This window comes from Streptomyces sp. E-08, from assembly GCF_049913095.1.
Taxonomy (GTDB): domain Bacteria; phylum Actinomycetota; class Actinomycetes; order Streptomycetales; family Streptomycetaceae; genus Streptomyces.
This window is the reverse complement of sequence record NZ_CP183971.1, coordinates 1,311,366-1,325,406: the sequence shown is the minus strand read 5'-3', so window position 1 is coordinate 1,325,406 and position 14,041 is coordinate 1,311,366. Positions and strand designations below refer to the sequence as shown.

Here is a 14,041-nt window from a genome sequence, read left to right as displayed (position 1 = left end):
AGGAGCGACCACCGTGAACACCCCCCGGACCACCATCAGCCGCCAGGACGTGCTCGACCGGTTGCGCGCCCAGGTCGCCGCGGGCCGCCCGATCGTCGGCGCGGGCGCGGGAACCGGCCTCTCCGCCAAGTGTGCCGAGGCCGGCGGGGTCGACCTGCTGATCATCTACAACTCCGGCCGCTACCGGATGGCGGGGCGCGGCTCGCTCGCCGGTCTCCTGCCGTACGGGGACGCCAACGCGATCGTCCAGGACATGGCCCGCGAGGTGCTTCCCGTGGTCCGCGACACCCCTGTCCTCGCCGGCGTCTGCGGCACCGACCCGTTCCGCCGCATGGACCTCTTCCTCGACGAGCTCAAGGCCATGGGCTTCGCCGGCGTACAGAACTTCCCCACGGTCGGCCTGTACGACGGCACCTTCCGGGTCAACCTGGAGGAGACCGGCATGGGGTACGGCCTGGAGGTCGACATGGTCCGCGCCGCCCACGAACGCGACCTGCTCACCGCCCCGTACGTCTTCGACCCGGAGCAGGCCGCCGACATGGCCGCCGCCGGCGCCGACGTCCTCGTGCCGCACGTCGGACTCACCACCAAGGGGGCCATCGGCGCCGGCACGGCCATGACGCTCGACCAGGCCGCCGCCGCCGTCCAGGAGATGCACGACGCGGCCAAGCGGGTGAACCCCGACGTCCTCGTCCTCTGCCACGGCGGCCCCATCGCCGAGCCGGAGGACGCCCGCTACGTCCTGGAACACACCAGCGGCGTCGTCGGCTTCTTCGGAGCGTCCTCGATCGAACGCCTGCCCACGGAGCGGGCCATCACGGAACAGACCCGCGCCTTCAAGGACCTCGCCACCGGCTGACCGCTGTCGGTGGCGTGCCGTACAACTGAGAACTGGGGACCAGGCAGGACAGCAGGAACAGGGGACTTGTACGTGGACACTTTCGCGGACCAGGGGCGTGTCGACCGCGCGCCCCTCGTCGGACGCGAGCGGGAACTCGACCGGCTCGACGCCCTGCTGCGCGCCCGGACCGGCGGCGCGGGCCCGGCGGCCGTGGACGTCACGGGCGAGCCGGGCATCGGCAAGACCCGGCTGCTCACCGAGTTCGCGCTCCGGGCCGGACGGCACGGACCGACGGTCCTGCACGGCCGGGCCGGAACCGTCCACGAGCCCGCCACCCCCTTCCAGCCCCTCGTGTTCCAGCCCTTCGTGGACGCCTTCGCCGACCTGGACCACCGCGACCGCGCCGCCGCCCCCGACCTGGCCGCACTCGCATCGCTCGTCGAGAGCGCCGAAGACGTGCGGCGGATCGCCGCCGCCCTGGCCCGGGTCGCCGCACCCGGACTCGTTCTCGTGCTCGACGACCTCCACACCGCGGACCCCGCCTCCGTCGCGCTCGTCGACCACCTCCTCCGCCATCCGCCGAGGTCGCCCGTCCTCCTCGTCCTGGCCCGGCGCGAGCGCCAGACCCCGCCCGCCCTGGCCTCCGCCCTCGCCCGCGCCGACGACACGGGGTCCCTCGCGCGACTGTCGCTCGCCCCCCTGACGCCCGAGGAGTGCGCCGTCGGCCTCGGCGCCGGGCTGCCGCCCGCGCTGGCGCGGGAGATCCACGCGGCGAGCCGCGGATACCCGCTCTACTACCGCGCGCTCGCCCACACCCGCGCACACGGGGCCGAGGCCCCACCCCCGGGACCTGCCGCCACCCTCCTCGCCGAACTCGCCCCGCTCGACCGGGCGCAGCGATCGACCGTGGAGGCGCTGGCGGTCCTCGGCGACAGCGCGACGCCCGAACTGCTCACGACACTCACCGGCCCCGACCGGACCCCGCACCCGACAGCGGGGGAGGCAGCGGGGGCGGCCCCGCACCCGGAGCCGGGGGTGACGGTGGACACCGCTCCCGAGGGGGCATCGGCCCCGGTACCGGGGAGGGCCGTACGGGGCGCAGGGGTGTCTCCCGAGCCCGGGACGGTGGTGTACCCCACGTCCGAGGCGGCTCAGGTCTCGGCGCCCGGCGGCCTTCGTGCGGGTGCCGTCCCACGGACCGGCCGCCCAGCGCCCCGGCCCCTCGCTCCGGAGGCCCTCGGGGTCGCGCTGCGGGAGCTCGTGCGGCGGGATCTCGTCCGGTGGGGGCCGGACGGGCACGGGCTCGCGTTGCGGCATCCCGCGCTGCCCGAGCTGGTCCTCGGCGCGCTCGACCCCTGGCGCCGGCGGGAGCTGCACCGGCGGGCCGCCGCCGCGCTCGCCGCGGCCGGTGCGCCCGTGACCGAGCGCGCCCCGCACCTCGTCCGGGCGGCCGCCGTCTGGGACCCGGCCACCGCGGCCGAGCTGACCGAGGCCGCCGAGCGGATCGGTGCGGCCGACCCCGCCCGCGCCGCCGAGTGGCTGGGCGCCGTGCTCGACCTGCTGCCCGCCGCTCCCGAACACCGCTCCGCCCGGAGCGAGCTGACGCTCCGGCGGGCCCGCGCCCTCGGCTCGGCGGGCCGCGTCGCGGAGAGCCGTGACCTCCTCCACCACCTCATCGACGGCGGCCACGGCGAGACGGACGGACCCGGCGACGCGGAACCGCGGACCTCCGCCGTGCTGCTCTGCGCGTTCACGGAGCGCCACCTCGGCCGCTACCCCGAGGCCGACGCCCTGCTCCGCCGCGAGCTGGAGCGGAGCCCCGGCCCCCGGCCGGACCTGCGGACCCGGCTCGTCGTCGAGTGGGGCTGCCGCGCCCTGTTCGCCGCCCGCTACCCCCAGGTCCGCCCCACCGTCGCAGAGAACCTCGACGCGGCCCGCCGGCGCCGCGACGACACGGGTACGGCCGAGGTCCTCACCCTGGCCGCCCTCGGCGAGGCCTACGAGGGCGAGACCGCAGCCGCCGGCGTCCACGTCACCGAGGCCGCCGCCCTCACGGACGCCCTCACCGACGGCCGACTGGCCGAGCACGCCGAGTCGTTGGTGCGCCTCGGCTGGAGCGAGGTCTTCCTGGAGCGGTACGGCGCGGCCGAGCGGCACACCACCCGGGGCATCGCCATGGCCCGCCGCGCCGGACGTCCCTTCGCCCTCTCGCAGCTCCTGCTCTGCTCGGCGTACGCCCACCTCCTGACCGGCAGGGTCGGCACCGCGCTCGACCAGGCCGAGGAGTCCCTCGCGGTGGCCCGCACCCTGGGCGGCGCCGAACTCATCGGCTTCTGCGGGGCGATGCGCGCCACCGTACTCCTGCACGCCCGGCCCCTCGGCGACCCCGAGGCGCCCGCCGCCGCGGCGGAGGCCGCCGCGACCGTCGGGACCGCCGAGGGCTGGTGGGCCACCCAGGCCCGCTGCATGCTCGCCCACACCCTCCCGCTCGACCAGGACCCGCACCGGGTCCGGGAGGTGCTCGTGCGCGCGGGGGGCGACCGGAACCTCTCCCGGCTCCAGCCCTCCCTGCGTCCCGGCTACCTCGAAGTCCTCTCCGGCGCGGCCCTCGCCGCGGGGGACCTCCCGGAGGCCGAGCGGACCGCCCGTCTGGCCCTGGCGGAGGCGGAGGCGCTCGGGCTGCCGCTGCAGCGCGGCGCGGCCCGCCGCGCCCGGGGCCGGGTCCTCGCCCGGCGGGGCGAACCGCGCACCGCGGCACGGGAGTTCACGGAGGCGGCACGGGACAGCGCGCGTTCGGGCGCGGTCCTGCGCGAGGCGCACAGCCTGCTCCTCGCCGCCCCGCAGCTCCAGGCCTCGGGCGACGGTCCGCAGGCCGCCGCCGCGTGGCGCAGGGGCCGCCGGCTGGCCGCGGACGCGGGCGCCCGCATGCTGGTGGACCTGGCCGACCGCACCCGGCCCGCACCGCCCCGCGGTGACGGCGGGGGCGGTGCGGGCGGGCGGCTCGCCGTCCTCACCCCGCGCGAGCGGGAGATATCGGCCCTGGTGGCCGAGGGCCTCACCAATCAGGCGATGGCCGACCGGCTCTGTCTGAGTCCCCGCACGGTCGAGAGCCATGTCGCCCGGGTCTACCGCAAGACGGGGGTGGAGACCCGGGCGGGCCTGGCCTCGCTGGTCGTCAGGGACGGGGCGGCGGGCGGTCAGTCCTTGCGGGGGTAGGTGGCGGTCACCCGGCCCTTGGCGTCGGCCTTCAGATAGGCCACGCCGTACGTGTCGGACAGGTAGACGGTCAGCCCCGCCTCGTTCCCGACGAGCGTCGACGCCGGGGTGAGGACGAGGTAGCGGCTCGTCGGCTCGTCGATGCCCAGCTCCTTGTCGGCGCGCTTCATGAGCGCCGGCAGCGCGTCCCACGAGAACGCGTCCAGGTCGGCCGGGACGGCGCCGGGGAAGGCGGTGCCGCCCGGGCCCTCCCGGACGGCCACGTCACCGCCCCGGTACACGTACCGGTCGTACCGCTGCGTACTGCCCTTGACCAGCGACTCGGCCACCGCGTAGTCCGGGTACACGACGAAACCGGTGACCTTCGTCCCGCCCGAGGCCGCCTTGACGGCCGCCACGGCGGTCCGGACCCCGGCGATCGTCAGCAGGTCGGGCTTCTCCGAGGCCGTCCCCTTCGCGGGCGCCGACGACGCCGGCCGCCGTGCGGAGGGACCCTGCTGCGAGGGCGGGGCGCTGCTGGGCCCGCTCCCCGGGTCGGCCGGCCGCCATTCCCAGCTCATCGCGGCAACGGGGACGCCGACGGCGAGCACGACCACCGCGGCCGACCCCAGGAACCGGGCGACGCGCCCGCGCCGCCGGCGTCCGCCGGCGGGCACGGGACCGTCCCCCACCGGAGCGGTGGCGGGCGGGCCGCCGGAACCGGACGACCCGGAGGCCCCGGACGACCCGGACGACCCAAACGACCCGGAGGACCCGGAGGACCCGGACGGCGGGGCCGGGACGGCATCGGACGGGGCCGGCGGCGCCAGGCGGAACGAGGTCGTCCCGCCCCCTCCGGAGGCCGTCCCCACCCCGAAGCCCGTCCCCTCCCCAGAGACGCCCCCCTCCCCGGAGACGCTCTTCTCCTCGGCGTGCGGGGCCTCCCGGGCGGACGGCGTCTCCTCGGCCGGCGGCGCCTCCTCGGCGGCCGGAGTCTCCCGCACCACGTCCGACAGCGCGCGGTCGAGCGCGTCCGCGTCGGGCCGGGCCGCCGGATCCCGTACGAGGAGCCGGGTCAGTACGCCGGTCAGCGCGCCGGCCCGCCGCGGAGGGGGCACGTCGTCGGAGAGGACGGCGGCGAGGGTGGCCAGGGTGTTCGCACGGCGCAGCGGATGGTGGCCCTCCACCGCCACGTACAGCAGCATGGCCAGCGACCAGAGGTCGGCGGCGGGGCCGCTCGCGCCGCCCCGGATCCGTTCGGGCGCCATGTAATCGGGCGAGCCGATGATCGAACCCGAGGCCGTCAGGACGGTGGACTCGCGGATCGCCGCGATGCCGAAGTCGGTGAGCACCGGCCGGCCGTCCGGCCGCAGAAGGACGTTGGCGGGCTTCACGTCACGGTGCTCGATGTCCCGCTCGTGGGCGGCGCGCAGCGCGGACAGCAGCTCCCGGCCGAGCACGGCGGCCTCGGCCGGAGTCAGCGTGCCCCGTTCCAGCCGGTCCTGGAGGGAGCCGCCGGTGACCAGCTCCATCACCAGCCACGGATACGTCCCCTCGCCCGCGTCCACGATGTGATGGATCGTCACCACATTGGGGTGGTCGATCCTGGCGAGGGCACGTGCCTCGCGCAGCACCCGCGCCCGCAGGGTGCGGGCGCCCTCGACGTCGTGCTCGGCCATCGCGGGGTCCGGCGGACGCACCTCCTTGACGGCCACGTCACGGTGGAGGGCCAGGTCGCGGGCGCGCCACACCGTCCCCATCCCGCCGCCCCCCAGCCGCTCCACGAGTTCGAAACGGCCGTCGATCACTCTGCTCACTCGCACCCCTGCACTTCGGTCACACTCCGCTCCTCGAGGCGACGCCGGCCGCCCGGACCGGTCCCGGCCCCGCCCACCTCGCCGTACGCGTCCACCTGATAGCGCCCGGACGGCCCGTACGGCTCGGGGAGCCTGCGCAACGAGGCCCGCGCGCCGTCCGGTTCTCCGTCGTCCCCGCCCGGCAGCGCGCGTGCGGCCTCCCGCAGGGCCTCCTCCTCGACCACGTCGGCGGCGTCCGCGCCCCACACCTCCCGTACGCGCCGGGCCCGGGCGTGCAGGGAGTGCGCGGCGGCGGCGTGGTGGCCGGCCGACCGCCACAGGTCCGCCGCCCGTTCGTAGGCGCGGGCCGCCTTCTCCGGCGACCCCGCCGCGCAGAGGGCGTACGCGGTGAGGTGGCTCAGGGCCGCGCCGTGGCGCCGGTCGTCCCACCGCCGGACCTCCGCCGCGGCGCAGGCGAAGTCCCCCGCGGCCCGGCAGGGTTCGCCGAGGCACAGCGCGCAGTACGCGAGCCAGGCCCTGGCCCGTACGCGTGCCGTCTCGTCGTCGCCGTCGTCCTCGGCGAGCCCGGACAGGGCCTCCTCCAGCACGGCGGAGGCCTCACGCCAACGACCCCGCTCCGCCCGTGCGATGCCGAGCGCGAGGCGTGCGAGGGTGCTCAGCCTGCTGTCCCCCGTGACCGCGTCGGCATGCCGTACGGCCTCCGCGAGGAGCGCGACCTCCGCATCCCCGTCGGGCCCGCTGTCGGACAGGGCCAGCGTCCGCGCGAGGGCGAGGCCGTGCCGCGCCCGGTCGGCACCGCGCAGCGGCGTGGCGGCCTGGAGGACCGCGGCCGCCTCGTCGTGGGCGCCGGTGGCGCGGAGCACCCCGGCGAGGAGGAGCTCGCTCTCGGCGGCCTGCCACGGCCGGCCGCCGGCCCCGTGGTCCGCCACCGCCGCCCGCAGCTGGACGAGGGCGGCGGCCGGGTCGTCGGGCACGGTGACGCGGCCGAGCAGCGTACGGGCCTCGGCGAGCGCGCCGAGGACGGCGGGGTCCGCCCGGTGAGGCGTGGCGAAGGCGATCAACCGCCCGAGGTCCCCGCGCAGGTCGGCGGCCTCCGTCGCCGGGTCGGGGCCGGTGTCGAGGAGGTCCGCGCGGGCCCGGCAGCGCAGCAGGAGCACCGTGGCGGTCTCGGCGGCGCTGGCCTGCCCGGTGCTGTGCAGGACCGTCGCCCGCTCGCCGAGGGCCGCGAGCCCGGCGCAGACCGTCGCGCCCGGCTCCGGGTCGCTGAGCAGCGCCCGCGCCCGGGAGACGAGCGCCTTGCCGCGCCGCCCGGCCCGTTCGTGCAGGCCGGCGGCGCGGGAGAAGAGCGGGCCGGCGGCCTGCCGGGCCCGGCCCCGGCAGTCGAGCGCGGTCGCGTCCAGGGCGTCGGCGTGGTCACCGGGGGTGAGGGAGCCGCCCGCGCGCCGCAGGGCGGTCGACGCCCGTTCCCAGGCGCCGCCGGCCGAGGGGTGTCCGTCGGCGGTGAGCCGCCGGGCCCGGTGGAGCAGCTCGTGCGGGTCGGCCGGCCCCTCGTCGGCGCGGGCCCCGGGGCCATACAGGGCCACGCCGGGGAGGAGGTCGTCGGGCGAGCGGCTGCTCATGCGGGGCTGCTCCGGGGAGGGGGGAGGGACGCGAGGTCCGTGCACAGAGGTCCGACCGACTCTCGCACCCCTGCCCCGCCCGCACATCCGTAGAACTACGGAACCCTCGCGGGCGCCCCCTCGGCACGGTCGGGGCCCCCGGGGGCCGTACCGATCGGCCGCACTGCGCAGCGCCCGCCGTCAGCTCCTCGGATAGGGTGATTCGGTAGGGATTGCGCCCCCTGGGGCCAGGCCGATGCGTAGGTCGAGGCGTTGGAGACTCATCAGTCGTCGAGCAGGGTTCCGCAGCCGCCCCGGGCGGCCGTCGGGGATGCGGGCGTGCTCCGCGAGCTGCTGCCGATCGCCCTCTGGCGGGAGGACGCCGAGGGCCGCATCGTCGAGTGGTCGCTCGCCGCGCAGGATCTCCTCGGCCACCGGCCCGAGCACGTCCTCGGGAGGCTCGCCGCCCCGCTGCTGGTCCCCGACGCGAACCGCGAGCTCGCCGGCCGGCTCACCGACCGCGTCCAGGCGGGCGAGACCATGGTCGGCACCCTGCCCGTCCGCCACCGCGACGGGCACATGGTCCCCATGGAGATGTGGATCGTCCCGGCCGCCGACCCGGAGGGGCGCCCGGGGGCGATGCTCATCGCCGTGGAGACCTCCGAGGTCCTGCGGATGCGGGAGAACCTGGCGGCCATGGAGAGCCTCTTCACCCAGTCGCCCATCGGGCTGGCGCTGCTCGGCCCCGATCTGCGGTTCCTTCGCGTCAACGACGCCCTGGCCCGGATGAACGGCGTGTCGGCCGCGCGGCACGTGGGCCACCTGCTCACCGAGGTCGTGCCGGGCGTCAACGCCGACTCGCTCGAAGCGCTCATGCGCCAGGTCCTGGACAGCGGTACGGCCGTGGTGGACGCCCGCCGGGTCGGCCGCACCCCCGCCGACCCCGAGCGCGACCACATCTGGTCCTGCTCGTACGCCCCGCTCGTCGACCGCGCCGGCACGCGGCCGCTCGGGCTCATCGCCTCCCTGGTCGACATCACCGAGAGCCAGGAGGCGCACATCGAGGTCGAGCGGGCCCGCCACCGGTTCGCGCTGCTCGCCGAGGCCGGGGCCCGGATCGGCACCACCCTGGACCTGCGGCAGACGGCCGAGGAGGCCGTCCGTTTCCTCGTGCCCCAGCTCGCCGACTCGGCCGACGTACAGATCCTGGAGTCCGTACTAGTACCCGACGATCCGGCCGACTCCACCCGCGGAGTGCTGCGCCGCCTCGCGGCCCGCTTCCCCGACCCGACCGCCCCCACGGCCCTCCTCGTCCCGGGGCAGACCTTCCAGATCCCCCTGGACTCCGTCTACGAGCAGGTGGTCGGCCGCGGACGGCCCACGAACCTCTACACGTCCGACATCCCGGCGCTCTTCACCGATCCGCGCACCGAGGCGCTCCGCGCCTACTTCGCCACCCGCATCGGCTCGGCCCGGCTCGTCCCCCTCGTGGCCCGGGGGCAGGTGCTCGGGGCGATCACGGTGACCCGGCTGCGGACCCGTGAGCCCTTCGACGCGCAGGACTGCGTCCTCATCGACGAGGTCGTCGCGCGCGCCGCCCTCAACATCGACAACGCCAGGCTCTACACCACCCAGCGGGAGGCCGCCCTCACCCTCCAGCGCAGCCTCACCAACAACGAACTCCCCGACGTCACCGGCCTCGAACTCACCGGCCGCTACCTCCCCGCGAGCTCCCACGACGTCGGCGGCGACTGGTTCGACGCCATCGCGCTGCCCGGCGGCAGGACGGGCCTCGTCATCGGCGACGTCATGGGACACGGCATCCACGCGGCCGCCGTCATGGGCCAACTGCGCACCGCCGTGAGGACCCTGGCCCGCCACGACATCCCGCCGGCGCGCATGCTCAGCTCCCTGGACGCCGTCGTCGCCGACCTCGGCGAGGACGAGATGGCGACCTGTGTCTACGCGGTGCACGACCCGGCCACCGGCGGCTGGGTCATCGCCCGCGCGGGCCATCCGCCGCCGGCCGTCGCCACCCCGGACGGCACCATCACCTTCCTCGACGGACAGCCCGGGACCCCGCTGGGCACCGGAGCCCACGACTTCGGCACGCAGGAGGTCGTACTGCCCCGGGGCGGTCTCCTCGTCCTCTACACGGACGGCCTCATCGAGGCCCGCGACCGGGACCTCGACCAGGGCATGCGGCAGCTCGCCGAGGCGCTGAGGCCCCCCGACCGGCCCCTCGGCACGCTGTGCGACGAGGTCCTCGGGCGGCTCCTCGCGGGATCCGCCCAGGACGACGTCGCGATGCTCCTGGCCCGTACGACCCGCTGAACTCCCCTACCCGAGGGTCCGGTGGAGGTCACGCAGAAGGGCGATCTCCGCGCCGTGGTGCAGGAGTTCCTGGTTGACCCACCAGACGATCTCCAGGAAGGGGTTCTCGGCGTCGCTGCCGTGCGGGTACGTGCAGTGGCCCACCCTGTCGAGGGCCTCGTCGTCCACGGACAGCAGCGCCCCGCGCCAGGCGGTGGCGGCGGCGTCGAAGGCCGCGACGGCGGTGGCGACGTCCCCGGCGACCACGTGGTCGTCGCGGGTCAGGGCGCGGCTGCCGTCGGTGTGGTCGGCACGCAGGGCGAGCATCTCGGAGAGGTGGCTGAGCCGCCAGGCGATCGTCGTGAACGGCGGGGGCGTGGGGTGCGGCGGAGGCGTCGTGTCCCGCCCCCACTCGCCGGCGCCCACCAGGAGCGTCGCACCCTTCCCCGGGCCGTCGGCGTGCCGCCGGACCGACCAGCAGCCGGGGACGGGCTCCCACAGGTACTCCGCGTCGGTCATCGGGCCGACCTCGATGTCCGTGCCGTTGCCGCTGTCCATGACCGGTCCCGCCATGCGGTCGGTGAGCCGCTTCCGGGCGAAGTCGAACTGGTCGAGGAGGGGGATGAGCCGCTCGGGCAGGGGCACGGGAACGCTCCGGATCACGCGGGGGACAGGGCGGTCGTACCCTGCCACAGGATGTCGTCCGGCGCCCCTGAATATCGCGTGCGTCCAGCGACCTCGAACGAGGCTGCTGGGCTTGTCCTTTGACGGTCCGTCACGCCGACGGGACGGCTGCGGGGCGGTCGTCGCATGCCGATAGTGGCGGCTGCGGGGCGGTCGTCCGTACGCCGCCAGGACGGCTGCGGGGCGGTCGTCCGTACACCGACAGTGTGGCGGCGGGGCGGTAGCTCCCCCCTCGCCCCCGTGGCGTCTCAGGCCCGGTCGATGTGCACGCTCGTCGACTTCACCCGGGCGGTGGCCTGCATGCCGACCTCCAGGCCCAGTTCCTCCACCGCCTCGCGGGTGAGCAGCGACACGAGCCGGTGCGGCCCGGCCTGGATCTCGACCTGGGCGGCGACGTCGCCGAGCTTGACGGCGGTCACGATCCCGGGGAACGCGTTGCGGGCCGAGGTGTACGACCCCTCCTCGTCCCCGGCGGAGCCCTGTCCGACCTCGATCGAGAAGGCGGCCAGGTCGTGGCCTTCGATGAGCCGCCGGCCGTTCTCGTCGCGGTGGGTCGTGACCCGGCCCGCGTCGGCCCAGCGGCGTGCCGTGTCGGGGCTGACGCCGAGCAGACGGGCCGCCTGACCGATGGTGTAGGACTGCATGGCGGCCACGCTAGGGCGTAGTGGGTCTCATGTGCAAGGAATTCACGCCCATTTCATGGCATGTGCCAACCTACTTCGGGTGGGCCGCCGAAGCGGGGCCGTCGTTCAGACCGCCCTCGACCGCCGCCCGACCGCCTCGACCAGCGGGAGCAGCCGGTGCGCCACCCGCTCGCGCAGCGCGATCTCCGTCCGGGTGCGGACCACCCCGGGCAGCTGGATCAACCGCTGGATGACATCTTCCAGGTGCCCGGCGTCCCGGGCCACCACCCGGGTCAGGAGATCGCCGCCGCCGGTGATCGAGAAGGCCTCCACGATCTCCGGCACGCCCGCGAGCGCGTCGCCGACCTCGTCCAGGTGCCCCTGGGTGACCTCGACGTGCACGAAGGCGAGCACCGGGTGCCCGAGGGCGGCGGGGGAGAGGACCGGACCCGTCGCCGTGATCACCCCGTCCCGCTCCAGGCGGTCGATCCGCGCCTGCACGGTGCCCCGCGCCACCCCCAGGATCCGCGCGTACTCGCGCACGCTCGTCCGCGGCTGCTCGATCAGCAGACGCAGGATCCGCGTGTCGAGTTCGTCCACCGCCATGCTCCGTCGGCCTCCTTCGCCCCGGCTCGTCCGGTTTCCGACTGTACCCATGCCCCGGCGGGCGCCACGCCCCGGTGCGCCGTCCCCGGAGCGGGTCCGGGGGTGTCGTGCCCGCTGTTCCGTTCGCGGGACGGCGCGATCCGGGAGAGGCTCGTCGGAATGGGCTGAGGCGCGGCGCGGCCGCGCACGGGCGGCGGGAGCGACGACGAGTGGACGCGTACCGTGATCAGGAGCAGGAGGGGACGCCCCCGCGCGAGGACGCCGGGCCCTGGGGTGCGGAGACCGCGTGGGGCGATGCCGTCCTCGACGCCGTCTTCACCCAGTCGGACATCGGACTCCACGTCCTGGACACGGACCTGCGCATCGTCCGCCTGAACGCCGTCGTGGCCGGACTCCACGGCATCCCCGCCGACCGCATCCTCGGCATGCCCGCGGTCGACGCGTACGCCGCGTTCGCCGGCGTCCGCGTCGACGAGGCCGCCCTGCGCAGGGTGCTCACGACGGGCCGCTCCGCGACCGACCGGCTCGTCACCGGCCGCTCGCCCGGCACCGAGCGCACGAACCACGTCTACTCGACCTCCGCGCACCGCCTCCAGGACGGCGCGGGGCGTGTGCTCGGCGTGGTCGTCACCAGCACCGACGTGACCGACCGCGAACGGGCCCAGGCCCGGCTGCGGCTCCTGCACGACGCCCACGAGCGGGTCGGCACCAGTCTCGACGTGGAACGCACCGCGCAGGAGCTCGTCGACGTCACCGTGCCGGAGTTCGCCGACTCGGTCGTGGTGGCCCTCACGGACGCCGTCCTCCGGGGGCAGGACCCCTCCCTCCAGTCCCGGGACACGGTCCCGCTGCTGCGCTGCGCCGCCACTGGCAGGACGGAGACCGGGCCGCGGGTCCCGGAGGCCGGTGTGGTCCTGCTGCCGGGGATCTTCGGCGACCGCGCGCCGACGGCGGACGGCCCGTTCCCTCCGGCGGGGGACCGCCCGTTCCCTCCGGCGGAGGACCGCCCTCCGACGCCGGACCGCCCGTTCCCTCCGGCGGCGAGGGGTGGCGACCCGGCGACGCGCCTCGTGGTGCCCCTGACCGTACGCGGACAGATCTTCGGCGCGGTCGCCTTCCGGCGCCGCGCCGACGCGGAGCCGTACGGCCCCGACGACCGTGCCCTCGCCGACGCACTCGCGTCCCGTACGGCGAACTGCCTGGAGAACGCGCTCCGGTACACCCGCGAGCACATCGTCATGACCGCCCTGCAGAGCTGGCCGCCGCCCCGGGAGGAGGCCACCCAGAGCGCCGTGGACGTCGCCCGCCGCCACCGCGCCGGCGGCACCGGAGCCGGCTCCTGGTGCGACGTGATCCCCCTGCCGGGCGCGCGCGTGGCCCTCGTCGTGGGCCAGGTCGAGTCCCCGGGGCCCGGCGCCGTCGCCACCATGAGCCGGCTGCGGACCGCCGTCCACAGCCTGACCACGCTCGACCTCGATCCGCACGAACTCCTCGCCCGCCTCCACGCGACCACCCTCCGGTTCGCCGCCGAGGGCGACGGGACGGCCGTGGCGAGGACCGCCGCCCCGCCGGGCCCCGGGGGCGTCCACCCCACCGCAGGCTGCACGATCGCCGTCCACGACCCCGTCGACGGGCGGCTCGACATCGCACGCGCCGGCGCCTCGCTGCTCGCCGTCGTCCACCCCGACGGGTCCGCGGACACCCGGCCGCTCGACGAGGGGCCCCTGCTGGGCGGCGAAGGACCGCCGTTCGCCTGCGCGACGCTCTTCCCGCCCGAGGGCAGCACCCTCTGCCTGGCCTCCGCCGGCGACGGACCCCGGACGGAGGACCTCCTGGCGGCCCTCGCCCACCCGGAGCGCGACCCGGAGGCGATGGCCGGCGACGTGGAACGGCTCCTCGCCCGCGACCGGGTCCTGCTCGTCGCCCGTACCCGCCGTCTGCCGCCGGACGAGCTCGCCACGTGGGAGGTGCCGCACGACCTGTCCGCCGTGGGCGCCGCGCGGGCGCACGTCGAGGACCGCCTCGGGCGGTGGAACCACCCCGCGGACCCGTTCACGGTGACCCTCGTCGTCAGCGAACTCGTCACCAACGCCCTCCGCTACGGCGCCGCGCCGATCACCCTCCGCCTCATCGCCGACGGCCGGTCCCTCACGTGCGAGGTGAGCGACGCCGGACAGGCCGCACCGCACCTCCGCCATGCCAAGGCCGTCGACGAGGGCGGTCGCGGCCTCCTGATCTGCGCGTCCCTCGCGGACAACTGGGGCGTGCGGTACACCGACGACGGCAAGACGGTCTGGGCCGAACTCGGCGGGGACGGTCCCTGAGGGATATCTCGCCCGGCTGGTCCGTTGGTCCCCGCATGGC

The 14,041-nt window shown here is 76.2% G+C and carries 9 protein-coding genes; 4 read left to right on the top strand and 5 right to left on the bottom strand.

Features of this window, described 5'->3' with window-relative positions:
• Positions 1-13: 13 nt before the first annotated feature.
• Both ACN9MM_RS05990 and ACN9MM_RS05985 read left to right on the top strand, forming a co-directional pair.
• Positions 14-859, top strand: coding sequence for a phosphoenolpyruvate hydrolase family protein (locus ACN9MM_RS05990; protein ID WP_426362657.1), 846 nt, complete (start codon positions 14-16; stop codon positions 857-859).
• A 72-nt stretch (positions 860-931) separates the two neighbouring features.
• A complete protein-coding gene (locus ACN9MM_RS05985; protein WP_426362656.1) occupies positions 932-4,057 on the top strand; it encodes an AAA family ATPase in 3,126 nt (1,041 codons plus the stop codon).
• On the opposite strand, the gene ACN9MM_RS05980 is transcribed toward ACN9MM_RS05985, so the two are convergent.
• A complete protein-coding gene (locus ACN9MM_RS05980; protein ID WP_426368687.1) occupies positions 4,039-5,796 on the bottom strand; it encodes a serine/threonine-protein kinase in 1,758 nt (585 codons plus the stop codon). The two genes, ACN9MM_RS05985 and ACN9MM_RS05980, sit on opposite strands and share 19 nt — an antisense overlap.
• A 53-nt stretch (positions 5,797-5,849) precedes the next feature.
• Positions 5,850-7,472 carry a hypothetical protein gene (locus ACN9MM_RS05975; protein ID WP_426362655.1) on the bottom strand — a complete coding sequence of 541 codons (1,623 nt, stop codon included), beginning with the start codon at positions 7,470-7,472 and terminating at the stop codon, positions 5,850-5,852.
• Between the two features lie 318 nt (positions 7,473-7,790).
• Between ACN9MM_RS05975 and ACN9MM_RS05970 the strand changes: the two genes are divergently transcribed.
• The gene (locus ACN9MM_RS05970; protein WP_426362654.1) at positions 7,791-9,785 is read left to right on the top strand and encodes a SpoIIE family protein phosphatase; all 1,995 of its coding nucleotides are present in this window, start codon (positions 7,791-7,793) and stop codon (positions 9,783-9,785) included.
• A 6-nt stretch (positions 9,786-9,791) separates the two neighbouring features.
• Here the strand turns inward: ACN9MM_RS05970 and ACN9MM_RS05965 are convergent, their stop codons facing one another.
• The 3 genes from ACN9MM_RS05965 to ACN9MM_RS05955 all read right to left on the bottom strand — a co-directional run bounded on the left by ACN9MM_RS05965 (position 9,792) and on the right by ACN9MM_RS05955 (position 11,677).
• Positions 9,792-10,409: a DinB family protein gene (locus ACN9MM_RS05965; protein ID WP_426362653.1), complete on the bottom strand. Its 618-nt coding sequence runs from the start codon at positions 10,407-10,409 to the stop codon at positions 9,792-9,794.
• Between the two features lie 287 nt (positions 10,410-10,696).
• Positions 10,697-11,092: a TOBE domain-containing protein gene (locus ACN9MM_RS05960; RefSeq protein ID WP_426362652.1), complete on the bottom strand. Its 396-nt coding sequence runs from the start codon at positions 11,090-11,092 to the stop codon at positions 10,697-10,699.
• A 105-nt stretch (positions 11,093-11,197) separates the two neighbouring features.
• Complete coding sequence (locus ACN9MM_RS05955) at positions 11,198-11,677, bottom strand: Lrp/AsnC family transcriptional regulator (protein ID WP_426362651.1); 480 nt, start codon at positions 11,675-11,677, stop codon at positions 11,198-11,200.
• A 209-nt stretch (positions 11,678-11,886) separates the two neighbouring features.
• On the opposite strand from ACN9MM_RS05955, the gene ACN9MM_RS05950 reads away from it, so the two are divergent.
• Entirely contained in the window at positions 11,887-14,001 is a 2,115-nt protein-coding gene (locus ACN9MM_RS05950; protein ID WP_426362650.1) for a SpoIIE family protein phosphatase, read from the top strand.
• Positions 14,002-14,041 lie beyond the last annotated feature (40 nt).